The sequence below is a fragment of the Micromonospora sp. H33 genome, assembly GCF_052068455.1.
In the GTDB taxonomy this organism is placed as follows: Bacteria; Actinomycetota; Actinomycetes; order Mycobacteriales; family Micromonosporaceae; genus Micromonospora.
Map to the genome: position 1 here is coordinate 326,391 of NZ_JBQHDE010000004.1, position 23,335 is coordinate 349,725.

Genomic DNA, 23,335 nt, shown 5'->3' on the forward strand with positions numbered 1-23,335 from the left:
GGGCCGCGGGAATCGGCCGGCTCACACCGGCTGGCGGCCGGCGGGGTCGCCCGGGCCGGTCGGCGTCAGGCCGGGACGGCGACGCGGACCAGGCGGTCGAGCAGGAACACCTCCGTGCCGGCCAGGCCGGTCGAGCAGAAGAGGGAGATCTGGTCCGCGCCGGTCCGGCCGGGGACCGCGCCCGCCAGCACCGCGCCCAGGTCGCGCAACCGCCCGGCGTACGGGGGCAGCGCGGCGAGCATCGGCGGGGCGTACGCGGCCGCCTGTGCGGGCGAGTCGGTGACCAGCAGGTCCGCCCGGTCGAGCAGGTCCACGCCGAACTCGTGCCGGTCGGCCTGCTTGAAGCCCACGGCGTTGACGTGCGTGCCCGGGGCGAGGTCGGCGGCGTCCAGCACCGGCGCGGTACTCGTCGTGGCGAGCACCACGACGTCGCGTCCGGCCACGGCCGCCTCGGCCGACCCGGCCGCGCGGGCGGGAACGCCCAGCTCGGCGCGGACACGGGCGGCGAACGCCTCCCGCCGGGCGGCGGAGCGGCTGTGGACGGTCACCTCGCGCAGCGGCCGGACCGCGGCGGCGGCCCACACCTGGGTCCACGCCTGCCGGCCGGAGCCGATCACGCCGAGAGTCGCCGCGTCGGGGCGGGCCAGCGCGTCGACGGCGACCCCGCCCAACCCCCCGGTACGCCGGGATCCCAGCTCCTCCCCGACCGCGATCGCGCGGACGGCGCCGGTCCGCCCGTCGTGCAGCACCACGACCTGCTCGCCCTCCGGGTGCCCGAAGGTGTCGTACGAGCGGTAGCCGTACCACTCGCCGACGAGGTGCCCGGCGGTCAGCACCATCCGCCCCCCGCCGAGCGCGGCGGCGGCCCGGGGCGGGGCGACCAGCAGCCCGTCGTGAGCGGCCCGCAGCGCGTCCCGCATCGCCGCGACGGTCGTCGCGGCGTCGAGCGCGGCGGCGACCTCGGGGTCGGAGAAGAGCAGTGGCATACCGGCAATACTGCAAGTTGAAGTGAGCTTGAGGTCCACTCGCGGTGGTCCGGATCACCGCTCGCGGTTCGTGGCCGGTGTTACCGTCGTCCACGGCGGCCCCGGCCGCCCCGGACGAGTGGTGGGCGTACCCGGTCAGGCCAAGACGCCCCGCGTGACCCGCAGAATCGACTCGTCCCGGCCCCCGGCGGTCCGGGCGGCCCCGCAGAGGTGACCCGATGGCCTGGATCGTTCTGGTGATCTCCGGACTCCTGGAGACGGCGTGGGCGATCGCCCTCGACCGCAGCGCCGGCTTCACCCGGCCCGTCCCGTCGGTGGTCTTCGCCGTCACCCTCGTGCTCAGCATGGCCGGCCTCGCGTACGCCCTGCGCGACATCCCCGTCGGCACCGGGTACGCGGTGTGGGTCGGCATCGGCGCGGTCGGCACCGCCGTCGTCGGCATGGTCGCGCTGAACGAGTCCGCCAGCCTCCCCCGGATCATCTGCCTGCTCCTGGTGGTCGCCGGCGTCGTCGGCCTGAAGGTCTACCACTGACACCACCCAGGCGTAGCCGGTGACCACAGTGGGTAGAGATCGGCCAGCACCGAGGACATCTCACCCACCACGGAGGACACCATGGCCGACATCCACAGCACCGCCCGTCCCCGCAGCAGCGCCGCCCGCGTCTGCACGATCCTGGGCTTCGTCTTCGCGGTCATCGCGATCCTGTTCCTCCCGCCGCTGTTCGGCCTGGCGGGCATCGCCCTCGGCGTCGTGGGCGCCGTACTCGGCGACAAGCCGCTGGGCTGGTACGCGGCGGGCGCCAGCCTCGCCGGCATGATCATCGGCTTGCTGATCGGCGCGGCGATCTACGGCTCCTGACGAACTCCGCTCCCCCGACGCCACGGGCCCGCCGTACCGGCGGGCCCGTGGCGCTGTTCGGTAGGCGACCCGGAGCCGTCGTCAGTCGTCGCCGCGCAGGCCGGCGAGGACCTCCTCCAGCTCGTCCGGCTTGACGAGCACGTCGCGGGCCTTGGAGCCCTCGGAGGGACCGACCACGCCGCGCGTCTCCATGAGGTCCATCAGCCGGCCGGCCTTGGCGAAACCCACGCGCAGCTTGCGCTGGAGCATCGACGTCGAGCCGAACTGCGAGGTCACCACCAGCTCGACCGCCTGCACCAGCAGGTCCAGGTCCTCGCCGATGTCCTCGTCGATCTTCTTCTTGCTCTCCTGCGCCACGGTCAGCACGTCCGGCCGGAACTCCGGCTCGCGCTGGTCCTTGCAGAACTTCACCACGTCGGCGATCTCGCGCTCGGTCACCCAGGCGCCCTGGATGCGGATCGGCTTCGACGCGCCCATCGGCAGGAAGAGGCCGTCACCGCGGCCGAGCAGCTTCTCCGCGCCCGGCTGGTCGAGGATGACCCGGGAGTCGGCCAGCGAGGAGGTCGCGAAGGCCAGCCGGGACGGCACGTTGGCCTTGATCAGGCCGGTGACGACGTCGACCGACGGGCGCTGGGTGGCGAGCACCAGGTGGATGCCGGCGGCCCGGGCGAGCTGGGTGATCCGGACGATCGAGTCCTCGACGTCGCGGGGGGCGACCATCATGAGGTCGGCCAGCTCGTCCACGATCACCAGCAGGTACGGGTACGGCCGCAGCTCCCGCTCGCTGCCCGGCGGCGCCTTGATCTCGCCGTTGCGGACCTTGCGGTTGAAGTCGTCGATGTGCCGGACCCCGTTGGCGGCGAGGTCGTCGTAGCGCATGTCCATCTCGCGGACGACCCAGTCCAGCGAGTCGGCCGCCTTCTTGGCGTTGGTCACGATCGGCGTGACCAGGTGCGGGATGCCCTCGTAGCCGGTCATCTCGACCCGCTTCGGGTCGATCAGCAGCAGTCGCACCTCGTCCGGCGTGGCCCGCGTCAGGATCGACACCAGCAGCGAGTTGAGGCAGGACGACTTGCCCGCGCCGGTGGCGCCGGCGATCAGGATGTGCGGCATCTTCGCGAGGTTGGCCACCACGTAGCCGCCCTCGATGTCCTTGCCGAGGGCGACCACCATCGGGTGGTGGTCGCTGGTGGCCGTCCGGGAGCGCAGCACGTCGCCGAGCGCCACGTTCTCCGGGTCGGTGTTCGGGATCTCCACGCCGACCGCGCTCTTGCCCGGGATCGGGCTGAGGATCCGCACGTCCGGTGACTTCACCGCGTACGCGATGTTGCGGGAGAGCTGGGTGATCCGCTCGACCTTGACGCCCGGACCCAGCTCCACCTCGTACCGGGTGACCGTCGGGCCCCGGGTGAAGCCGGTGACCGCGGCGTCCACGTCGAACTGGTCGAAGACGCCGGTCAGCGCGGCGATCACCTCGTCGTTGGCCTTGCTCCGCTTCTTCGGGGCGGCGCCGCTGCTCAACAGGTTCGCCGGGGGCAGCGTGTAGTCGCCGGCCAGGCCGGTCAGGGCGAGCTGCTCGGCCCGCGTGGGCAGCGGCGAGTGCTCGGGCGGCTCGGCCGGCCTGCGGCTGGCCGGCACCTTGGCCGGCGGCTTGCGGGGCAGCACGAGCGTCTCCTGGAGGTCGGCGCCCTCCAGGTCGTCGTCGAAGTCGTCCGGGTCCAGCGGGGGCGGCATCCGCTTCGCCGGGCGCCGGCGCGCCGGTTTGTCGGCCGCCTCCTCCGCGTCCTCGGCGGGCGGGGAGCCGACCACCGCGCCGGCCAGCAGGCCCAGCCGCTCGGGGATCTTGTTGATCGGCGTGGCGGTGACCACCAGCAGCCCGAAGACCAGCAGCAGGACGAGCAGCGGAACCGCCACCCAGGCGGTCACCGCGCGCTCCAGCAGGCTGCCGACGCCCGCGCCGACCAGGCCGCCGGCGAAGTCCCGCTGGACCGGATCCACCGGATCCTGCCCGATGTGGAGCATCGCGGCGGTGGCGACCAGCATGGACCCCCAGCCGACCAGGCCGCGGCCGCGGTGCTCGGGGTCGGCGGGCTGGCGCATCAGCCGCCAGGCGCCGATCATCAGCAGCACCGGCACCACGATGGCGATCGCGCCGAGGAACAGCCGGACGCTGTCGGCCAGCCGGGCGCCGACCGGGCCGGCCCCGGAGAACCAGATGCCGACCGCGCTGAGCAGGGCGAGACCGAAGACCAGCAGCCCGGCACCGTCGCGCCGGTGCTCCGGGTCGAGGTCACGGGCCGAGGCGGCCTGCCGGCCGACGGCGCGAACCCCCCAGCCCACGGCGTGCGCCAGGCCCATCCACAGTGCCCCGAGGGCCCGGCCGAGGTAGGCGGCGGGGCCCGGACGCGCGGCCCGGGTGCGGCGCCGGGCCGGGGTACGAGTCTTCTTCGCCGGCTGGCGGGCACGGCTGTTCGTAGTGCCACGCGGCGACGCGCCGCGCCGCCGGCTCGCCTGAGAGGTACGGCCCGCCATAGCATCAACTTAACGGCGGTACCCGGCAGATCGCCGCTTTTCCGGGTCGTGTCCGCGCGTCGTCGTGCGAATCCGCCGCCGGTCGTGATATCCGCCTCAGAAGGGATGCCCCCATGGCGTCGCCGATCGCGGACGATCCGGACCGCCCCCAGTCCGGATACCCGGGCGCACTACGCCCGCTGACCGGCGAGCTGATCGCCACCGTGCTCACCGGCCGGGGGTACGCGGTCGAGACCGACCCGGCCGGCGACCTGGTCGGCCGGTGGGCCGACAGCCTGATCTGGTTCCTGCGCCCGGGCGCCGCCGGTGAGCTGCTCCAGGTGCGTACGGTGCCGGCACCGACGTTCGCCATCGAGTACGTCCCGGCGCTGCACGCCTTCTGCAACGCGTGGAACCACGACCGGCTCTGGCCGAAGGCGTTCGTGCACGTCGAGGACGACGGGCGGGCCCGCGTCTGCGGTGAGGTCATCACCGACCTGGAGCACGGGGTGACCCCGCACCAGCTCGACCGGCTCCTGCACTGCGGCATCTCCACCGGCTGCCAGCTCGCCGCCGAGGTGGCCCGTCTGCCCGGCGGGGTGCTGCCGTGACCGGGCAGCCCGGCGGCCGCGGGCTGGAGGAGTTCGGCTGGCCGGGATGGCTTCCCGGGCGCCGCCGGCCCGACCGGGACCACCGCGCCCTCGCCGAGGAGCTGGCCGACGCCCGGGACTCCCCGGACGGCGAGGCGCGCGCCGCCGAGCTGGAACGGATCGCGGCGCGCGCCGACGCGACCGCTGACGACCGGTCGGCCCTGGACGCCCGGCTCGCACTGATCGAGACGTACCTGCTGCACGGCCAGCGGTGGCGCCTGGTCGAGCCGGTCCGCCGCTGCCTCGCCGCCGTCGACCGCCGGCCCGACCTGCTGCCACCCGGGGGCCGCGAGCTGCTGTCGCGGTACCAGCGGTACGCCGTGGAGGCCCTGCTGGGCAGCTCGCGCGTCGGGCTGGACCAGGCCCGCGCCCTGCTCGACGACCTCGCCGCCGGTGGGGCCCCGGTGGTCGCCGAGCTCCGCTGCCGGATCGCCGACCACCTCGGTGACGAGCCGGCCGCCCGGTCCTGGTACGACCGCTGGGCGGCTGCCGCGCCGGACCCGGCCGACGGCTGCCCCGAGTGCGCCCGGGTACGACGGGCGGAGCTGCTCGCCGGGTGGGGCGACTGGCGGGCGGCGCTGGACGAGCTGGCCGACGCCGGCCGGGCGGACTGCACCGAGGGGCCCGAGCGGGGGCTCGCCGCGACCATGCTGCCGTGGCTGCGGGCCGGCGAGCCGGAGCGGGCCGCGGCGGCGCACGTGCGGGCGTACCGGCGGCACCGGCGCGAGCGGGCCGCCTTCCCGTACCTCGCGGCCCATCTGCGCTTCTGCGCCCTCGCCGGACATCCCGGCCGCGGGCTGGACATCCTCGCCGAGCGGTTGCCGAGGCTCGACCACGCCGACGACGAGTTGTCCGCGATGGAGTTCGCCGCGGCCGGCGCGCTGGTGTGCGCCGTCGCGACGGACGCGGGGCTGGGCGGGCGGACGGTGCACCGGCCGGCGTCCGGGTCGCGGCCCGCCGCCGACCTGGACGTCGGGGCGCTCGGTGCCGCGCTGCTCGACCTGGCCACCGGGCTGGCCGGGAGCTTCGACGCCCGCAACGGCACCGGTCACCAGTCCGGCCGGATCGCGTCCTGGTTGGCCGAGCGGACGCAGGCCGAGCAGGCGCTGGTCAGTCCGGTCCCATGGCCCGCCGACCGGACCGGGGACGACGGTCCGCCGGCCGACACGCCGGCCGACGACCTGCCGGACGTGGAGCCGGTCCCGCTCAGCCTGGCGCTCATCACCGCCGCCCTGGACCGGCGCGGCGACCGGTACGTGGTGGACGCCGCCGACACCGTGGTCGGGCGGTGGGGCGAGGCACTCATCCAGGTGCGGCGGGCCGGCGAGCGCGGCGAGATCCTGCACGTCCGCACGGTCGCCAGCCGCCGGCTCCCGGCGTCGCGGCGGGCCGAGGCGTACGCGTTCTGCAACTCCTGGAACCAGGACCGGCTGCTGCCGACCGCCTACGTGCACGACTCCGGGGCCGAGCTGGTGCTGGCCGGGGACGTCAGCACGGACCTGTCGCACGGGGTGGCCCCGGTCCAACTGGACGTCCTGCTGGCGGCGGCGGTACGCACCGGCTCCGCGTACGCCGACTCGGTGGCCGCCCTGCCCTGATCCCGCCGGGCCGGTCGTGCCGGACCCGGCGGGGCGGGCGACCGTCAGGGCGTGTTCTCCGTGGTCACCAGGGTCAGTCCGTTGACGTCGAGGATCTCCCGCAGCGGCTGGAAGAACGTGACCCCGCCCTGGGTGCAGTCCCCGGAGCCGCCGGAGGTGACGCCCTGCGCCTGGTCGCCGGAGATCCAGGAACCGCCGGAGTCGCCCGGCTCGGCGCACACGTTCGTCCGGACCAGCCCGGTCACCGCGCCCTCGGGGTAGCGGACGGTGGCGTTGCGGGCCTGCACGACGCCGCAGCGGGCGCCGGTGGTGGAGCCGGACCGGCAGATCGACGCGCCGACCGGCACCTCCTGCGCACCGGCCACCGGCACCGTCCCGCCGTTGAAGTCGTTGACCACCGGCTGCGGCGTCCACGCGTTGTTGACCTCGACGACCGCCCAGTCGTCGCCGGGGAACGACGAGGCCCGGAAGACACCCTGGCCGACGCCGTTCGCCCCGTCGGTCCGGGATCCCACCTGGCCGCAGTGCCCGGCGGTCACGAAGCCGCCGACCACCGAGAAGCCCACCGAGCACCGGCCCGCGCCGTCGATCGTGAAGGGGTCGCCGCCGCGGACGTCGAAGAGCAGCCGGGGCGCCTCGGGGGAGGCGTCCACCCGGACCGCCTGCCGGGGTACGCGCGTGCGGTCGACCAGCCGCCAGGCGGCCTCCTCCGCACCGGGGCGGGCGAGCACGACCAGCGAGTTGTCGGCGACGTCGACGTACCAGCCGGACACCGCGTCGGACGCCGACCCGCCGGCGCGGTCCAGCCGGGTCTTGAACGTGTCGAGCTGCCCGACGCCCCGCTCGACCACCTTCGGCACCGCGCCGGCGGCGCGGACCCGCTCGGCCTCCGCCCGGTCGGCGACCGCGACGTTGAGGGTCCGCCCGTCCGCGCCGAGCCAGCTGCCGCCGTAGTCGGCGCCGAGCTCGCTCCGCAGGTCGTTGGCCACCCCGGTCGCCCAGCGCTCGGTGGCGAGCCGTGCCGTGACCTGGTCCGGGCTGAGCGACAGGTCCCGCCGCATCGCGTCGACCACCTCCGGCGCGACGTCACCGGCCGCCGGCGCGGCCGTACCGCTGCGGGGAGCGGCCTCCTCCCCCGCGAAGGACGGCAGCGTCACCGCCGCCGCCGCGCCCACCGTCGCCACCATCACGCCGATGGCTGTCAATCGTCTGCGGTCCATCCGTCACGCTCCTCCCGGCCGGCGCGGTCACGCCCGCCACGTCGGAGTACGGGACCGGCACCGCGACGGTTGAAGGATCGACGGAAAACGATGCTGCGAATGCGGCGACGCCCGCCGGAGTGACCGGCGGGCGTCGGAGCGTACGCGGATCGGAACGTGTGGTGATCAGACCTCGACGACGTTCGGGACGATCATGGGTCGGCGCCGGTACGCGTCGTTGACCCACCGCCCCACGGTGCGCCGGACGATCTGCTGGAGCTGGTGCGGGTCGGTGATGCCGTCCGCGGCGGCCCGGTTCAGTGCCTCGGTGACCAGCGGCACCACCGGGTTGAACGCCTCCGGGTCCTCCGAGAAGCCCTTGGCGGAGACGGTCGGCCCGCCGACCACCTTCCCGGTCACCGAGTCGACCACGACGGTGGCGGCGATGAACCCGCCGTCGCCGAGGATCCGACGCTCGGTGAGCAGCGACTCGCTCACGTCGCCGACGGCCAGGCCGTCCACGTAGACGTACCGGCTCTTGACGTGCCCGACCAGGCTGGCGCGGCCCTCGACCAGGTCGACCACGTCGCCGTCCTCGCAGAGCACCACCCGGTCCGGCGCGACGCCGGACTCGATGCCGAGCCGGGCGTGGGCGCGCAGGTGCCGCCACTCGCCGTGCACCGGCATGAGGTTGCTCGGCCGGACCACGTTGAGCAGGTAGAGCAGCTCACCGGCGGGGGCGTGGCCGGAGACGTGCACCTTCGCCACGTCCTTGTGCACCACCACGGCGCCGGCCCGGGCGAGCCGGTTGATCACCCGGTAGACCGAGGTCTCGTTGCCGGGCACCAGCGAGGAGGCGAGCACGACGGTGTCGCCGGGGGCGATGGTGATGTGCCGGTGGTCGCCGCTGGCCATCCGGCCCAGCGCGCTCATCGGCTCGCCCTGGCTGCCGGTGGACATGAGCACGATCTGGTCGGGCGGCATGGTGGTGGCCTCTTCGATGCCCACGACCAGGCCGGGCGGGATGTTCAGCAGCCCCAGGTCCCGCGCGATGCCCATGTTGCGGACCATCGACCGGCCGATCAGGGCCACCTTGCGGCCGTGCTCGACGGCGGAGTCGAAGACCTGCTGCACCCGGTGCACGTGCGAGGCGAACGAGGCCACGATGATCCGGCCCCGGGCCTTCTGGAAGATGGAGTCGAGCACCGGCCCGATCTCCCGCTCCGGCGTGACGAAGCCGGGGATCTCGGCGTTGGTCGAGTCGGACAGGAGCAGGTCCACGCCCTCGGCGCCGAGCCGCGCGAACCCGGCCAGGTCGGTGATCCGACCGTCCAGCGGGACCTGGTCCATCTTGAAGTCGCCGGTGTGCAGCACCAGGCCGGCCGGGGTGCGGATGGCCACGGCGAGCGCGTCCGGGATCGAGTGGTTGACCGCGAAGAACTCGCACTCGAACGGCCCGAGCCGCTCCCGGGCGCCCTCCCGCACGGTCAGCGTGTACGGCTGGATCCGCCGCTCGGCGAGCTTCGCCTCGACCAGGGCGAGGGTGAACTGCGAGCCGACCAGCGGGATGTCCGGCTTGTGCGCGAGCAGGTACGGCACCGCGCCGATGTGGTCCTCGTGACCGTGGGTGAGCACGATCGCCTGCACGTCGCCGAGCCGGTCCAGGATCGGGCCGAAGTCGGGCAGGATCAGGTCGACACCGGGCTGCTCCACGTCCGGGAACAGCACCCCGCAGTCGACGATCAGCACCTTGCCGTCGTACTCGAAGACGGTCATGTTCCGACCGATGGCGCCGAGCCCGCCGAGCGGAATGATCCGCAGCCCGCCCTCCGGCAGCGGCGGCGGAAGTTCAGCCTCGAAGTGCGCCTCGGTCACGCGTCCACCTCATTCTGCGACGCCGTCATCCGGCGTCCGTCGTGTCGTTCGATCATTCGGGAAGGTCCAGCCCGGCCGCCGCGCAGTCGGCGCGGAGCTGGGCGAGCTGCTCGGCCGTGGCGTCGACCAGCGGCGGGCGCACCGGGCCGGCCGGCAGCCCCTTGGCCGCGAGCCCGGCCTTGACCAGGATCGTGCCCTGGGTGCGGAAGATGCCCGTGTACAGCGGAAGCAGCCGCCGGTGCAGGGCGAGCGCCGTGGCCGTGTCGCCCGCGTCGTACGCCTGGATCATCTGCTGGGTCTGCGCCCCGGTGAAGTGGGTGGAGGTGCCGACCACGCCGACCGCGCCCACGGCCAGCGCGGGCAGGGTGAGCGAGTCCTCCCCGCTGTAGAAGGCGAGGCTGGTCCGGCTGGTGACCCAGCTGGTCGCGGTCAGGTCGCCCTTGGCGTCCTTCACCGCGACGATCCGGCCGTGCTCGGCGAGGCGCACCAGCGTCTCGGTCTCGATCGGCACACCGGCGCGGTGCGGGATGTCGTACAGCATGACCGGCAGCCCGGTCGCGTCCGCCACGGCCGTGAAGTGCCGCAGCAGGCCCGCCTGCGGCGGCTTGTTGTAGTACGGGGTCACCACCAGCAGGCCGTGCGCGCCGGCCTTCTCGGCGGCGGCGGCCAGCTCGATGGTGTGCCGGGTGTCGTTGGTACCGACCCCGGCCACCACCTTCGCGCGGTCGCCGACGGCCTCCACGACGGCGCGGATCAGGCGCTCCTTCTCCGCGTCGGTGGTGGTCGGCGACTCGCCGGTGGTGCCGTTGACCACCAGCGCGTCGTTGCCCTGCTCGTCGACCAGGTGCTTCGCCAGCCGGGCCGCGCCGTCCAGGTCGAGCGACCCGTCGCCGTGCAGCGGCGTCACCATGGCCGTGAGCACCCGCCCGAACGGCCGGGACGCGGCCGGGGCGGGGGTGTCAGGGTGGTCGTGCGTCATGCGTTCAACCTAGCGGACGACAGCCGAGCCCCTGCCGGGGAAGGGCTCAGGACACCTCGGCGTGCGGGCTGGTCGCCACCTCGGTGCCGTCGGGCAGGGTCGAGATGACGAAGTCGTTGAAGACGTTCGGGGCGACCCCCTGGAGCTGGCGCAGGCACTCCACGGCCAGCTCGCGGATCTCCACGTCGGCGTGCTCGGTCGCGCGCATCGCGATGAAGTGCCGCCACGCCCGGTAGTTGCCGGTGACCACGATCCGGGTCTCGGTGGCGTTCGGCAGCACCGCCCGCGCCGCCTGCCGGGCGCGCTTGCGCCGCAGCGTGGGGTTGGGCTCGTCGGTGAAGCGCTGCTCCAGCCCCTCCAGCAGCTCGGTGTACGCCCGGACGCTCGCCTCGGCGGCCTCGACGAACTTCTTGTGCAGCTCCGGGTCCTCGGCGATCACCGTCGGCTCGACCATCGCCGCGTCCCGCTCCGGCACGTACCGCTGGGACAGCTGGGAGTACGAGAAGTGCCGGTGCCGGATCAGCTCGTGCGTGAACGACCGGGACACCCCGGTGAAGTAGAAGCTCACCGAGCCGTGCTCCAGCACGCTCAGGTGGCCCACCTCGAGGATGTGCTCCAGGTAGCCCGCGTTCGTCGCGGTGGCCGGGTTCGGCTTCTTCCAGCTCTGGTAGCAGGCCCGGCCGGCGAACTCCGCCAGCGCCTGGCCGCCGTCGGCGTCGGTCGACCACGGCACGTCGTCCGGAGCCGCGAAGTGGGTCCACGCGATGAGCTTGACCTGTGGCTGCACCATGTCCGGCATTCCTGCGACTGTAGTGGCGAGCCCCGGTCCCGCCCAAGCCAGGCTCGCCCGCTGCAATGTCGATCACCTCGCCGCGTTGCGCTGCGGCGGGCCGGCCGGCCGGCGTCAGACGTACAGGGCGGTGAACGGGGCCCAGGGCAGGTTGCGCAGCACCGAGAAGGCGAACCAGGCGGCCAGGACGACGCCGATCAGCCGGGAGTCGATCCGCAGCTCGGGCAGCCGCCACCCGAACGCCTGCTTCCCCGCCCACGCCACGAAGAGGTACGCCAGGAAGGGCAGCGCGAACACGAAGAGGAAGTGGTGGCGGGCGGCGGCCGGCAGGTCACCGTGCAGCACGTACCAGAGTGCGCGAGTGCCGCCGCAGCCCGGGCAGTCCAGCCCGGTGGTGAGCTTGAGCAGGCAGGTCGGCGCCGCGTCGGGCGCGGACCGGGTCGGGTCGCTGATCAGCGCGTAGCCGATGCCGGCGGCGACGCAGCCGAGGGCGGCCAGCGGCACCGCCCAGCGCGGCGAGCGCTCGTAGAGCCGGACCACGAACCGGGTCAGCCGGTCCGGCTCGGGCGCCGGGTACGCCGCGACCTGCCCGGCGGGCCAGCCGCCCTGGGGATCGACCTGGACACCCGGCCCGGCCGGGTTCGGCGCGGCCGGAGACGTCGCCATCGGGTGCGGCGGGACCGGGTGCGGCGCGGCGTCGCCGCGGGGCCCCTCAACGCTCGTCACGCCGATCACGGTACACCGGCCACGCTCTTCAGCGCGCCCGCCAGCGGAGCCGCCAGGTCCCCCACCGCCGGGGGCGCCACGGCGTCCAAACCCAGCCAGCCGGCGAGCCGGTGCAGCTCGGCGGCGAGCGCGAGCGCGGTCTCGCCCGGGTCGGCGCCGGGTTCCAGCCAGGCCGCGGGCACCAGGAGCACACCCGCCCTGCGGTCCGCCTTGAGGTCGACCCGGGCGGTGAACCGCTCCCCCTGGAGGAACGGCAGCACGTAGTAGCCGTGCACCCGCTGCGGCGCCGGCACGTAGATCTCGATGCGGTAGCTGAAGTCGAACAGCCGCTCGGTGCGGCCGCGCTCCCACACCAGCGGGTCGAACGGGCTGACCAGCGTGTTGCCGCGCACCCAGCGGGGCAGCCGCGCCTCGGCGTGCAGCCAGGCCGGCTGCCGCCAGCCCTGCACCGTCACCGGCAGCAGCTCCCCCGCCTCCGCCAGCTCGGCGATCGCCGCCCGGGCCCCGGCCAGCGGCAGGCGGAAATAGTCCCGCAGCTCCGGCTCGGCGGCCACCCCGAGCGACCGGGCCGCCACGGCGACCAGCCTCCGGTACGCCTCCGCGTCGGTCGGGGTCGGCGCGTCCAGCACGGCGGGCGGCAGGACCCGCTCCGGCAGGTCGTAGCGCCGGGCGAACGACGTGGTGCGGTCGGCCGCGGTCACCTCACCGGCCCAGAACAGGAACTCCAGGGCCCGCTTCACGGCCGACCAGTTCCACCCCCAGTTGCCGGTCTCCCGCGGGGCGTCGTGCTCGATCTCGGCGGCGGTGAGCGGGCCCCGGGCGGCCACCTCGTCGCGGACCCACGCCACCAGGCCGGGCTGCTCCTCGGCGATGCGGCGCATGCCGCCCCACGCCTCGGCCCGGGCACGGGCCATCCGCCAGCGCAGCGCCGCGTGCAGCCCGACCGGCACCAGCGACGCCTCGTGCCCCCAGTACTCGAAGAGGTCGCGGGGCCGGCGGTAGGCGGCCGTGTCGAGCAGGGCCGTCGGGTAGGGCCCGAGCCGGCTGTAGAGCGGCAGGTAGTGCGCCCGCTGGAGCACGTTGACCGAATCCATCTGGATCAGCCCGACCCGGTCGAGCACGCGGCGCAGGTGCCGCCGCGTCGGCACGCCGGCGGGCGCCGGGTCGGTGAAGCCCTGGGCGGCGAGCGCGACCCGCCGGGCCTGGGCGAGCGAGAGCGATTCCGGTACGGCCATCGCCGGGACCCTAGTTCAGCGGTACGACACCGCTGCGGGTCCGCCCGTCGACCCCACCCGCCCGCGCGGCGCCGGTCGTACCGGCCGCCCCGGCCGGCCCTCGCGCCGCCAGCGGCCGGACCGGCAGGAAGGCGAGCAGGGCCAGGCTGATCCAGACGTAGGTGTTGCTGGCGAGGAAGCCGTCGACCCCGGTGAAGTCCCTCTCCCAGACCCAGACGATGCGGCTGATCAGGAAGGCGTACGCGACGGCCGCGGCGGCCACCAGCGCGCGGCGCCGGCGGCTGCCCGCGGGGGCGGACATCCCGTTGTCGACCAGCAGGATCAGCGCCGGCAGCAGCCAGACCAGGTGGTGCACCCAGGTGACCGGGCTGACCAGGCACATCACCGCGCCGGTCAGCGCCAGCCCGGTCGCCTCGTCACCGGCGGCCGCGGCCGCCCGGGACCGCCACACCCAGAGCGCCAGCGTCGCCGCCACCAGCGCCAGCCAGGCCACGGTGCTCGGCTCCTCCGGGTTCAGCCGGGCCACCACCCCCCGCAGCGACTGGTTGGAGACGAACGCCAGCTCGCCCACCCGGTTGGTGTTCCAGAGCGCCTCGGTCCAGAACTCCCGGGACGCGTCCGGGAAGAGCGCGCCGGCGAACACGGTGGCGGCGGCCGCGGTGCCCATGGCGGTCACCGCCGCCCGCCAGCGGCCGGTCACCAGCAGGTAGACGATGAAGATGCCCGGGGTCAGCTTGATCGCGGTCGCCAGGCCGATGCCCACCCCGGCCCAGCGGCTCCCGCCCGGCAGCAGCCGGAGCAGGTCGACCGCCACCAGGAACAGCAGCAGCATGTTGACCTGGCCGAAGTTGACTGTCTCGCGCATCGGCTCGTACGCGGCGGCGAGGCAGAGCGCCACCGCGAGGACGAACCAGCGGGTCCACCCGGCCCGGCGCGAGATCGGGTCGATCAACCAGTGGAACAGGACGGCGGTGACCACCACGGTGGCGGTCACGCTCACCACGATCGCCGCCGTCCAGGGCAGGTACGCCATCGGCAGCATGACCAGCGCGGCGAAGGGCGGGTACGTGAAGCCGTACTGGGTGAACGGGCGCAGGTAGTCGTAGATCTCCCCGCCGTCGTGCACCCAGTGACGCAACGCGCCGTAGTAGACCTGGAGGTCGAAGAAGCCGTGCCGCACGGCGGCCACCGACAGGAAGAGGGCCACCGCGACGGCGAGTCCGGCCACGCCGACGACCTGCCCGATCGTCCGCCCGGCACCCTGCGCCACCGTCGCCTCCCTCGCCCTGCGTAGGCTTCCGTGCCATGGCCCTCGGATACGTCCGCCCCGCCCGTCCGGAAGACGCCGGCGAGATCGCACGCATCCAGCTCGAGACCTGGCGGGTCGCGTACCGCCGCATCCTGCCCCGGCACGTGCTCGACAACCTGGACGAGGCGTGGCTGGCCCGGCGGTGGAGCGCGGCGGTGGAGGAGCCACCCTCCGGCTCGCACCGGGTGCTGGTCGCCGTCGAACAGGCCGAGCAATCGTATCTGGTGGGGTTCGCCGCCTCCGGTCCGGCCGACGCCGAGGCCCTGGCCCCCGGCGAGCCGGCCGAGGCGCTCGGGCTGGACGTCGTCGCGGTGACCGACCTGCTGGTCGAGCCGCGGTGGGGCCGGCGGGGGCACGGCAGCCGGTTGCTCGCGGCGAGCGTGGACCACTGGCGCGACGACGGGTTCGGCCGGGCGGTGGCCTGGGCGTTCGACGGTGACGCGGCGACCCGGAAGTTCCTCACCGGCACCGGCTGGGAGCCGGACGGGGCGGCCCGCGCCCTGGACGTGGACGACATGCTGGTCCCGCAGGTGCGCCTGCACGTCGCGGTACCGACCGAGGCGACACCGGCCGGCTGACCGCCCGTTGTCGGGGGCGTCGCCTACGGTGGCCCCATGACCGCAGCGACGGCGAACGCGGCACCCACGACGCCGGGCGACCTGGAGTCGCACCGCGTCGAGTTGACCGGCTACTGCTATCGCATGCTCGGCTCGATCTTCGACGCGGAGGACGCGGTGCAGGAGACGCTGCTGCGCGCGTGGCGGGCGCGGGACGACTTCGCCGGCCGGGCCTCGGTGCGCACCTGGCTCTACCGCATCGCCACCAATGTCTGCCTCGACCTGCTGCGCGGGCGGGCCCGGCGGGCGCTCCCGGTGGATCTCGGCGAGCCCGGCCGGCCGGTCCTCGCGTCCCTCGGCGCGCCGGAGGCGCGGTGGGTCGAGCCGGCGCCCGACGCCGCGGTGTTGCCGGTGGCGGGTGACCCGGCGGAGGTGACCGTCGCGCGGGAGTCGGTGCGGCTGGCGTTCGTCGCCGCGCTGCAGCACCTGCCGCCCCGGCAACGCGCCGTGCTGATCCTGCGCGACGTGCTCCGCTGGCGGGCCGACGAGGTGGCCGGCCTGCTCGACGGCACGGTCGCCTCGGTCAACAGCGCCCTGCAACGGGCGCGGGCCACGATGGCCGACCGCGCCGGCCCGGCGCGGGCCGCCGAGCTGGACGCGGCCCACCGCGAGCTGCTCGACCGCTACGTCCATCTGTTCGAGCGCTACGACGTCGACGCGCTGGTCACCCTGCTGCGGGAGGACGCGGTGCACAGCATGCCGCCGTACGCGCTGTGGCTGCGTGGGCCGCGGGACATCGGGCGGTGGATGCTCGGCCCGGGCGCCGAGTGCCGGGGGTCGCGGCTGCTGCCCGTCACGGCCAACGCCGGGTCCGGCTTCGGGCAGTACCGGCCCGACCCGGCCGGCGGGCACCGACCGTTCTCGATCCAGCTCGTGGCGACCGACGGGGCCCGGATCACCGCGATCACCTACTTCCTGGAGCCGCGGCTCTTCCCGCTCTTCGGGCTGCCCGACCGGTTGCCCTGACCGCCGCCCGCACCGCCCCGGGACGGTGGGCGGCGCGGACGGCGGCCGCTCAGCCCTTCTCCGCGCCCTCGGCGGCGTCGCGGACGAAGTACCGCTGGAAGATCACGAAGAGGACCGCGACCGGGATGGTGGCGAGCAACGCGGCGCCGAGCTTGAGCGGATACTGCGTGCCCTTGCCGAGCGAGCCGCTGACCAGGTCGGCCAGGCCGCGCGGCAGGGTGAACAGGTCCGGATCCTGCACCGACACCAGGCTGTGCGGGAACTCGTTCCACGAGCCCTGGAAGGACAGGATGGTCAGGGTGATGAGCGCCGGCTTCGCCATCGGCAGCACCACCGACCAGAACGTACGGAAGACTCCGGCCCCGTCGATCCGGGCGGCCTCCTCCACGCTGACCGGGACGGACTCGAAGAACTGTTTCATGATGAAGATGCCGGCCGCGTCGGCGAGCAGCGGCACGACCAGCCCGGTGTAGCTGTTGTAGATGCCCAACTGGTTGAGCACCAGGAACTTCGGGATCAGCAGCACCACGGGGGGCACCGCCATCATCGCGATGACCGCGGCGAAGAGCCACCGCCTGCCGCGGAAGCGGAGCCGGGCCAGCGCGTACCCGGCGAGGGAGTCGAAGAAGACCCGACCGAGCGTGACCAGCACGGTCACCAGCAGCGAGTTGCCGAGCCAGAGCGGGAAGTTGGTGCCGGCGAAGATCCGTTCGAAACCCGCCAGCACCAGCGGGTCCGGGATGGGCGACAGGGGGTTGGCCGCCGCGTCGGGCTCGGTCTTGAGCGAGTTGCCGATCTGGATCACGAACGGGTAGAGGAAGACCAGCCCGAAGAAGATCAGGACGGCGTACCCGAGGATGCGGCTGGCCAGCGCGCGGCCGTCCCGGACGCGGCGGCGGGCGACCGGCGCGGGCGCCGCCGGCGCGGGTCGGTTGGTCAGCGTGGTCACGGCCGCCCTCCTCGGCGTACGGCCCGACGCCACGAGCGGCGTCCGTCGGCGTCCCGGTCGGCCATGATCCGGCGCTGGACCAGGGTGAGCACGATGATGATCAGGAACAGCACGAACGAGATCGCCGCGCCGGAGCCGTAGTCGAAGTCCCGGAAGGCGGTGCGGTACGACAGGTACGCCGGGGTGAGCGTGGTCTTCGCCGGGTCGCCCTGGCTCATCACGTACACCTGGTCGAAGACCTGCCAGGACCCGATCAGGCCGAGGGTGAGCACCAGGAAGGTGGTCGGCTTGATCAGCGGCAGGGTGACGTGCCGGAACCGCTGCCAGCGGCTCGCGCCGTCGATCGTGCTCGCCTCGTCCAGGACGACCGGGACCTGCTGCAACGCGGCCAGGAACATCAGCATGAAGGTCCCCGAGGTGGTCCAGACCACCAGCGCGATGATCGACGTCATCGCGACGCTCGGCCCGGCCAGCCAGTCCCACCAGCTCAGCCCGAACGGGCCGCCCCCGGCCAGCGCGGCGGGCGGGCTGTCCACCCCGACCGCGCCGAACAGCAGGTGCAGGACCCCCCGGGAGTCGGCGAACCACTCCGGCCCGTCGATGCCGAAGACGCCGAGCAGGTTGTTGACCGCGCCGGAGTTGGCGAAGAGGAACAGGAACACGACGCTGATCGCCACCGAGCTGGTCACCGACGGGAAGTAGAAGGCGCTGCGGAAGAACGCCTTCCCCTTGAGCAGCCGGTTGTTGACGACCAACGCGAGGCCGAGGGCCAGTACGGTCTGCGCCGGCACCACGATCGCCACGTAGTAGATGTTGTTCCGGATGCTGGTCATGAAGTCGCGGCGGTCCAGCCCGTCCTCGGTGAAGAGCCGGGTGTAGTTCTCCGCGCCGACGAACGGCACCTGCGAGGTGAACGGGCTGCCCTGACCGTTCCAGTCGGTGAGGCTCACCCACAGCGCCATCAGGATCGGCAGCAGCATGAACAGCCCGAGGATGACGATGACCGGCGCGACGAAGAACCAGCCGGCGATGTTCTCGTTTCCCCGCACGCTCCCGCCGCGGCGGTGCGGTCCGCCGGCCCGGGCGGCGGCGGGTGCCGCCAGTGTCTCGGTTGTCATCTCCCCTCCCTCCCGAGGAGGTGAACTACAGGGGCTCCCTCCTGCCGCTCGGACGCGGAGGGAGCCCCTGCGGTCACCTCAGCCGCCCAGCGCCGCCTTGGCGTTCTTGTCGAAGTTCGCCAGGATGGTCTTCGGGTCGCCGTTGGCCAGGCTCTGCAGGCTGGCCTCCAGGTCGCGCAGGACGCTGTCCATCTTCGGCGCGTTCACCGGGCCCTGCGCGTACGCGGCGCCGTCGATGAACGGCTTGTCCGCCGGGAAGGCGCTGGTGTACTGATCGCGGACCGACTGGCGGGACGGCATCACGCCGAACGCCGTCGCGAATGCCAGCTGCTGCTCGCCCGAGGTCATCGCCTCGACGAACTTGATCGCCTGCTCCTTGTGCTTCGACTTCGCCGCGATCCCCCAGCACTGGGTGAAGGAGAGGGTGCCCTTGCCCTTCGGGCCGGCCGGCAGCTCGACGACCTTGTACTTCACGTTCGGGAAGTCGTTCTTGAGGGCGCCCTTGATCCAGTTGCCCTCGATGGTCATCACGGCCGCGCCCTTGCCGAACGCCTCACCGGACCAGCCCGCGTCGAGCTGCTTCGGGAAGCGGGCCAGGCCCTCGGTGACCAGCGACTTGACGTACGTGAGGGCGGCGACGTTCGCCGTGGTGTCGCCGGTGGGCTGCTTGCCGTCCTCGCTGAGCAGCCAGCCGCCGTTCTGCACCAGGAACGCGCCGATCCGGTCCCGGGTGTCGCCGAGCGCGAGCGGCACCAGCCCCTTGGCCTTGATCTTGCGGGACGTGGCGGTGAGCTGGTCCCAGGTCGTCGGGACGTCGGCGTCGGTCAGGCCGGCCTTCGTCCACAGGTCGGTGTTGATCTGGAGGGCCAGGGTGGAGAAGTCCTTCGGGGCGCAGTAGAGCTTGCCGTCGTAGGTGAACGTGGTGCGGAGGCTCTCGTAGAAGTCCCCGGTGTTGCTGATCTTGTCACCGTACGGTTCGAGGGCGCCGTTGCTGGCGTAGTCGGCGAACCGGGCCGCGTCGACGTAGAACACGTCCGGCGGGGTGCCGCCCGCGAGGGCCTGCCCGAGCTGCTGGGTGAGGTCCTGGGCCGGGGTGACCGTCGCCTGGTTGCCGGAGGACGACGCCCACGTCGCGGCGGCCTCCTGGACGGCCTTGGTCTCGGCGTCGCCCGAGGAGCCGATCAGGATCTGGAGGTTGGCGGGGCCGCTCGACTGGGCGACGTCGCCGGAGCTGTCGTCGAATCCGCTGCCGCAGGCGGCGGATCCGAGAAGGGCGGCGGCGGTGAGGCCGGCCAGCGCCGCCCGGGTGAGGGAGCGAGATGCCATCGGGTTCTCCTGTGGGGGACGGGGGATCATGCGGTGTGGCGCCGCACCAACGCAGGCCGGAGCAGCACCTGGTCGGTGGTGCGGTGAGGGCCGTCGAGGACGGCGGTGAGCAGGTCGACGCAGCGGGCCGCCGCCTCACCGAGGGGTTGGCTGACGCTGGTGAGACCGACTGCGGCGGCGACCGGGGTGTCGTCGAAGCCGATCACCGCCACGTCCGGGGCGTCGGCGCGCACAGCCTGGAGGGCGCCCAGGGCGAGCGAGTCGCTGGCGCACAGCAGCGCGGTCGGCGCCGCCTCGGCGAGCAGCCCGCGGGCGGTGCGTTCGCCCTCGGCGATGCCGTCCACCGCCTCGCGGTCCAGCCCGGTCGGGTCCACCCCGGCGGCGGCGAGGATGCGCCGCCAGCCCGAGCGCCGGTCGTCACCGACGCCGGAGCCGGCCGGCCAGCCGATGAAGCCGATCCGGCGGTGACCGGCGGCGAGCAGGTGGGTGGTGGCCTCGGCGGTGCCGGCCGCACCGTCGACGTCGACCCAGGGGTGGGCGTCGGGGGCGCCCCATGGCCGGCCGAAGGTCACGAACGGCACCCCGCGCCGCGCGAGCCAGGCCGTCCGTGGGTCGCCGTGGTCGGTGCCGGTGAGCACGAAGGCGTCGAGGTCGTACGCCCCGAGCAGGTCGTCGTACGTCGCGATCTCGCCGTCGGTGTCGGTGGCGGTGTAGAGCATGACGCGGTAGCCGGCCGCGTCGGCGGTCTCGGTGAGGCCGTGCAGGAACCGGTCGAGCACCGAGCCGTTGATTCCGTCCCGGGTAGGCTCGATCCGGACCGCGATCAGCCGGGACCGGCCGGTCCGCATCTGGCGGGCGGCCTGGTTGGCCCGGTAGCCCAGCACGGCGATCGCCTCCTGCACCCGGAGCCGGGTCTCCTCGCGCACGATGTGCGGCGCGTTGAGCACGTTGGACACGGTCTGCCGGCTGACTCGGGCGTGCCGGGCCACCGTCGCGATGGTCACCTTTTCGGCCACGTGATCCCCCTCGCCGTCTTGAACGATCCAATTTGGATAGGGCAGGATTGGATCGTTCAAGTGCTGGAATGTTTCGCACTCTGCACCGCCCGGGGACGGTCTGTCAAGACATCCGCACCCCGCCGAAAAGGACCTGGAGCCGCACCGTGACCGACCGCCACCTGCAACCCCTGCTGCACGACCTGGTGGGGGTCGTGCTCGCCCCGACCAGCGCGCTGGGGGACGCGGCCGGGCAGATCCGCCCGACCGGTGTCCAGGGCGTGTTCCACGCCGACGCCCGGGTGCTCAGCCGCGCCGAACTGCGCGTCGACGGCCGCGAGCCGGAGGCGCTGACGCGCGGGGCGGCGGGCCCGCACGGCGCGCGGTTCGTCGGCCTCGCCCGCTGGCTGGGCGATCCGGGTCCCGACCCGACGGTACGCGTGGAGCGCACCCGCCACCTGCACCCCGGCGGCCTGACCGAGGAGGTACGGCTCGTCTCCACCGCGTCGGTGCCGGTCCGGGCCACGGTCGACGTCGACCTCGCGTGCGACCTGGCACCGATCGAGCTGGTCAAGTCCGGCGGCGCGACCGCGCCGGTCCCGGCGGAGATCGGTGCCGCCGGCGGTCTCACCTGGTCCGGCGAGGGCGTCACCGTCCACCTCACCGCCGAGGGGGCCGAGGTGCGCGCCGACCGGGCCGACGCACCGGCCCTGCGCTGGCCGGTGGAGCTGCCGCCCCGCGACGCCGTCACCCTGCGCTGGCGGCTCACCGTCAGCGACCCGCGCGCGGTCGTGGCGACCCCCGCGGCCGAGGGGTCCTGGACCGACCCACGGGTCGACGCCGACGACCGCCGGCTGACCCGGCTGCTCGACCGGTCCCTCGCCGACCTGCGCGGGCTGCGCCTGGCCGACCCGGACGCCCCGCAGGACGTCTTCCTCGGCGCAGGCGTGCCCTGGTTCCTCACCCTGTTCGGCCGCGACAGCCTCTGGGCCGCGCGGATGATGCTGCCGCTCGGCACCGACCTCGCCGCCGGGACGCTGCGGGTGCTGGCCCGCCGGCAGGGCACCCGCCTCGACCCCGCCACCGGCGAGGCGCCCGGCAAGATCCTGCACGAGCTGCGGCGGCACGAGTTCGCGCTGGCCGGCGAGGGGCTGCGGCTGCCGCCGGCGTACTACGGCACGGTCGACGCGACCATGCTCTGGGTCGGCCTGCTGCACGACGCGTGGCGCTGGGGGCTGCCCGCCGACCAGGTCGCGCCGCTGCTGCCGCACCTGGAGGCGGCGCTGGGCTGGCTCGCCGACCACGCCGACGCCGACGGCGACGGCCTGATCGAGTACGTCGACACCACCGGGCACGGCCTGTCGAACCAGGGCTGGAAGGACTCCGGGGACGCGGTCCGGTTCCGCGACGGCCGGCTCGCGGTCGCGCCGATCGTGCTCGCCGAGGTGCAGGGGTACGCGTACGAGGCCGCCGTGAAGGGAGCGGCCCTGCTGGACGCCTTCGGCCGCCCCGGTGCCGACCGCTGGCGCGCGTACGCGGACCGGCTCGCCGTGCGGTTCCGCGCCGCGTTCTGGGTGGACGGCCCGTACGGGCCACAGCCGGCCCTCGCGCTGGACCGGGACAAGCGCCCGGTGGACTCGCTCACCAGCAACATCGGCCACCTGCTCGGCACCGGCCTGCTCACCGCCGGGGAGGAGGCTCAGGTGGCCGCACTGCTGACGACGGATGCCCTCGCCGGCGGGTTCGGGTTGCGCACCATGTCCGCCGACGACGCCGGGTTCAGCCCGCTGTCGTACCACTGCGGTTCGATCTGGACCCACGACACCGCTATCGTGCTCGCCGGGCTGGCCCGGGCGGGCTTCCACCGGGCCGCCCTCGGCCTGGCCGATGGCCTGCTCGCGGCGGCCGAGGCGTTCGACTACCGGCTCCCCGAGCTGTACGGCGGCGACGACCGCGCCCTGCTCGGCCGTCCGGTGCCGTACCCGGCCGCCTGCCACCCGCAGGCGTGGTCGGCGGCGGCGGCCGTGCTGCTGCTCCAGGCGGCCACCGGCGTCTATCCGGACGTGCCGGCCGGCCGGGTGCACGTCGCCCCGCTGGCCGGCGCCGACCTGGGCGCGGTTTCCGCCGCCGGCCTGCGTGTCGCCGGCAGTCCGGTCACCGTCGCGGTCGACCGGACAGGCGCGACCTCGGTCACGGGCCTACCGGCCGGCTTCCAGCTGACCGGCCCGGCCATCTCCGCGCCGGTCCCGGCTCCCCGTTCGGCGATCACCGACGCCGCCTCGCGCATCGGCTGAGCGCGCCCGGACGGCAGGCCGGCCGACGCGTGTCGCCGAGGCACGCCCTGGAATGCATCCGCAGCCGGGCCGGACACGCGACGGCGTCGTCGGGGACCGGCGGGCGGACGCCTGCCCGGCGCTCCACCGCGACAACACCGCGTGGACCGGGCGACCGGCGAGCGTAGCCGCCTGCCCCGGCGCTCCACCGCGACAGCGCCGCGTGGACCGCGCGACCGGCGAGCGCGGACGCCCGCCCGGCGCTCCACCGCGACAGCGCCGCGTGGACCGCGCGACCGGCGAGCGCGGACGCCTGCCCGGCGCTCCACCGCGACAGCGCCGTGAGGACCGGTGGCGACCGGCGCGGCGGGAG

General features: G+C 74.2%; 20 protein-coding genes and 1 riboswitch. Of the genes, 7 read left to right on the forward strand and 13 right to left on the reverse strand.

Annotation, left to right across the window (positions count from 1 at the left end):
• Positions 1-65: 65 nt before the first annotated feature.
• A complete protein-coding gene (locus ACTMS0_RS13330; RefSeq protein WP_441155455.1) occupies positions 66-986 on the reverse strand; it encodes an ornithine cyclodeaminase family protein in 921 nt (306 codons plus the stop codon).
• Positions 987-1,075: 89 nt separating this feature from the next.
• Positions 1,076-1,141, forward strand: a riboswitch (guanidine-III (ykkC-III) riboswitch).
• Positions 1,142-1,204: 63 nt separating this feature from the next.
• Between ACTMS0_RS13330 and ACTMS0_RS13335 the strand changes: the two genes are divergently transcribed.
• The gene (locus ACTMS0_RS13335; RefSeq protein ID WP_441155456.1) at positions 1,205-1,519 is read left to right on the forward strand and encodes a DMT family transporter; all 315 of its coding nucleotides are present in this window, start codon (positions 1,205-1,207) and stop codon (positions 1,517-1,519) included.
• 81 nt (positions 1,520-1,600) lie between these two features.
• Complete coding sequence (locus ACTMS0_RS13340) at positions 1,601-1,846, forward strand: hypothetical protein (protein ID WP_441155457.1); 246 nt, start codon at positions 1,601-1,603, stop codon at positions 1,844-1,846.
• An 81-nt stretch (positions 1,847-1,927) separates the two neighbouring features.
• On the opposite strand, the gene ACTMS0_RS13345 is transcribed toward ACTMS0_RS13340, so the two are convergent.
• The gene (locus tag ACTMS0_RS13345; RefSeq protein WP_441155458.1) at positions 1,928-4,378 is read right to left on the reverse strand and encodes a DNA translocase FtsK; all 2,451 of its coding nucleotides are present in this window, start codon (positions 4,376-4,378) and stop codon (positions 1,928-1,930) included.
• Between the two features lie 113 nt (positions 4,379-4,491).
• Between ACTMS0_RS13345 and ACTMS0_RS13350 the strand changes: the two genes are divergently transcribed.
• Entirely contained in the window at positions 4,492-4,968 is a 477-nt protein-coding gene (locus tag ACTMS0_RS13350; RefSeq protein ID WP_441155459.1) for a YbjN domain-containing protein, read from the forward strand.
• Positions 4,965-6,605 carry a YbjN domain-containing protein gene (locus ACTMS0_RS13355; protein WP_441155460.1) on the forward strand — a complete coding sequence of 547 codons (1,641 nt, stop codon included), beginning with the start codon at positions 4,965-4,967 and terminating at the stop codon, positions 6,603-6,605. Before ACTMS0_RS13350 ends, ACTMS0_RS13355 begins: the two co-directional genes overlap by 4 nt.
• 44 nt (positions 6,606-6,649) lie before the next feature.
• On the opposite strand, the gene ACTMS0_RS13360 is transcribed toward ACTMS0_RS13355, so the two are convergent.
• From ACTMS0_RS13360 to ACTMS0_RS13390, 7 genes are all read right to left on the reverse strand, one after another.
• Positions 6,650-7,825: a S1 family peptidase gene (locus ACTMS0_RS13360; protein WP_441155461.1), complete on the reverse strand. Its 1,176-nt coding sequence runs from the start codon at positions 7,823-7,825 to the stop codon at positions 6,650-6,652.
• 165 nt (positions 7,826-7,990) lie between these two features.
• Positions 7,991-9,679 (reverse strand): ribonuclease J, encoded by a 1,689-nt coding sequence (locus tag ACTMS0_RS13365; RefSeq protein WP_441155462.1) that lies wholly within the window; start codon positions 9,677-9,679, stop codon positions 7,991-7,993.
• Between the two features lie 52 nt (positions 9,680-9,731).
• Positions 9,732-10,658 (reverse strand): 4-hydroxy-tetrahydrodipicolinate synthase, encoded by a 927-nt coding sequence (gene dapA, locus ACTMS0_RS13370; protein WP_441155463.1) that lies wholly within the window; start codon positions 10,656-10,658, stop codon positions 9,732-9,734.
• Between the two features lie 46 nt (positions 10,659-10,704).
• Positions 10,705-11,448 carry an FAD-dependent thymidylate synthase gene (gene thyX, locus ACTMS0_RS13375; RefSeq protein ID WP_441155586.1) on the reverse strand — a complete coding sequence of 248 codons (744 nt, stop codon included), beginning with the start codon at positions 11,446-11,448 and terminating at the stop codon, positions 10,705-10,707.
• Positions 11,449-11,562: 114 nt separating this feature from the next.
• Positions 11,563-12,183 carry a DUF2752 domain-containing protein gene (locus ACTMS0_RS13380; protein ID WP_441155464.1) on the reverse strand — a complete coding sequence of 207 codons (621 nt, stop codon included), beginning with the start codon at positions 12,181-12,183 and terminating at the stop codon, positions 11,563-11,565.
• On the reverse strand, positions 12,180-13,409 hold the full coding sequence (locus ACTMS0_RS13385; RefSeq protein ID WP_441155465.1) for a winged helix-turn-helix domain-containing protein: 1,230 nt from the start codon (positions 13,407-13,409) through the stop codon (positions 12,180-12,182). The genes ACTMS0_RS13380 and ACTMS0_RS13385 overlap by 4 nt, the downstream gene beginning before the upstream one ends.
• A 10-nt stretch (positions 13,410-13,419) precedes the next feature.
• Positions 13,420-14,679 carry a glycosyltransferase 87 family protein gene (locus tag ACTMS0_RS13390; protein WP_441155466.1) on the reverse strand — a complete coding sequence of 420 codons (1,260 nt, stop codon included), beginning with the start codon at positions 14,677-14,679 and terminating at the stop codon, positions 13,420-13,422.
• Positions 14,680-14,714: 35 nt separating this feature from the next.
• On the opposite strand from ACTMS0_RS13390, the gene ACTMS0_RS13395 reads away from it, so the two are divergent.
• The gene (locus ACTMS0_RS13395; RefSeq protein WP_441155467.1) at positions 14,715-15,296 is read left to right on the forward strand and encodes an N-acetyltransferase family protein; all 582 of its coding nucleotides are present in this window, start codon (positions 14,715-14,717) and stop codon (positions 15,294-15,296) included.
• A 36-nt stretch (positions 15,297-15,332) separates the two neighbouring features.
• Positions 15,333-16,301, forward strand: coding sequence for a sigma-70 family RNA polymerase sigma factor (locus ACTMS0_RS13400; RefSeq protein WP_441155468.1), 969 nt, complete (start codon positions 15,333-15,335; stop codon positions 16,299-16,301).
• Between the two features lie 49 nt (positions 16,302-16,350).
• Here the strand turns inward: ACTMS0_RS13400 and ACTMS0_RS13405 are convergent, their stop codons facing one another.
• The 4 genes from ACTMS0_RS13405 to ACTMS0_RS13420 form a co-directional block, all read right to left on the reverse strand.
• Positions 16,351-17,250 (reverse strand): carbohydrate ABC transporter permease, encoded by a 900-nt coding sequence (locus ACTMS0_RS13405; protein WP_441155469.1) that lies wholly within the window; start codon positions 17,248-17,250, stop codon positions 16,351-16,353.
• Positions 17,247-18,368, reverse strand: a complete 1,122-nt coding sequence (locus ACTMS0_RS13410) for a carbohydrate ABC transporter permease (RefSeq protein WP_441155470.1) — start codon at positions 18,366-18,368, stop codon at positions 17,247-17,249. Before ACTMS0_RS13410 ends, ACTMS0_RS13405 begins: the two co-directional genes overlap by 4 nt.
• Positions 18,369-18,446: 78 nt before the next feature.
• Positions 18,447-19,694: a sugar ABC transporter substrate-binding protein gene (locus ACTMS0_RS13415; protein WP_441155471.1), complete on the reverse strand. Its 1,248-nt coding sequence runs from the start codon at positions 19,692-19,694 to the stop codon at positions 18,447-18,449.
• Between the two features lie 26 nt (positions 19,695-19,720).
• The gene (locus tag ACTMS0_RS13420; RefSeq protein WP_441155472.1) at positions 19,721-20,710 is read right to left on the reverse strand and encodes a LacI family DNA-binding transcriptional regulator; all 990 of its coding nucleotides are present in this window, start codon (positions 20,708-20,710) and stop codon (positions 19,721-19,723) included.
• A gap of 146 nt (positions 20,711-20,856) precedes the next feature.
• On the opposite strand from ACTMS0_RS13420, the gene ACTMS0_RS13425 reads away from it, so the two are divergent.
• Positions 20,857-22,983: an amylo-alpha-1,6-glucosidase gene (locus tag ACTMS0_RS13425; RefSeq protein ID WP_441155473.1), complete on the forward strand. Its 2,127-nt coding sequence runs from the start codon at positions 20,857-20,859 to the stop codon at positions 22,981-22,983.
• Positions 22,984-23,335 lie beyond the last annotated feature (352 nt).

Bases quoted from the DNA above. Each gene is read 5' to 3' on its own strand.
- ACTMS0_RS13385 (WP_441155465.1), bottom strand. From the start codon at position 13,409: ATGGCCGTACCGGAATCGCTCTCGCTCGCCCAGGCCCGGCGGGTCGCG.
- ACTMS0_RS13345 (WP_441155458.1), bottom strand. From the start codon at position 4,378: ATGGCGGGCCGTACCTCTCAGGCGAGCCGGCGGCGCGGCGCGTCGCCG.
- ACTMS0_RS13410 (WP_441155470.1), bottom strand. From the start codon at position 18,368: ATGACAACCGAGACACTGGCGGCACCCGCCGCCGCCCGGGCCGGCGGA.
- ACTMS0_RS13415 (WP_441155471.1), bottom strand. From the start codon at position 19,694: ATGGCATCTCGCTCCCTCACCCGGGCGGCGCTGGCCGGCCTCACCGCC.
- dapA (WP_441155463.1), bottom strand. From the start codon at position 10,658: ATGACGCACGACCACCCTGACACCCCCGCCCCGGCCGCGTCCCGGCCG.
- ACTMS0_RS13360 (WP_441155461.1), bottom strand. From the start codon at position 7,825: ATGGACCGCAGACGATTGACAGCCATCGGCGTGATGGTGGCGACGGTG.
- ACTMS0_RS13395 (WP_441155467.1), top strand. From the start codon at position 14,715: ATGGCCCTCGGATACGTCCGCCCCGCCCGTCCGGAAGACGCCGGCGAG.
- ACTMS0_RS13350 (WP_441155459.1), top strand. From the start codon at position 4,492: ATGGCGTCGCCGATCGCGGACGATCCGGACCGCCCCCAGTCCGGATAC.
- ACTMS0_RS13340 (WP_441155457.1), top strand. From the start codon at position 1,601: ATGGCCGACATCCACAGCACCGCCCGTCCCCGCAGCAGCGCCGCCCGC.
- ACTMS0_RS13400 (WP_441155468.1), top strand. From the start codon at position 15,333: ATGACCGCAGCGACGGCGAACGCGGCACCCACGACGCCGGGCGACCTG.
- thyX (WP_441155586.1), bottom strand. From the start codon at position 11,448: ATGGTGCAGCCACAGGTCAAGCTCATCGCGTGGACCCACTTCGCGGCT.
- ACTMS0_RS13335 (WP_441155456.1), top strand. From the start codon at position 1,205: ATGGCCTGGATCGTTCTGGTGATCTCCGGACTCCTGGAGACGGCGTGG.
- ACTMS0_RS13330 (WP_441155455.1), bottom strand. From the start codon at position 986: ATGCCACTGCTCTTCTCCGACCCCGAGGTCGCCGCCGCGCTCGACGCC.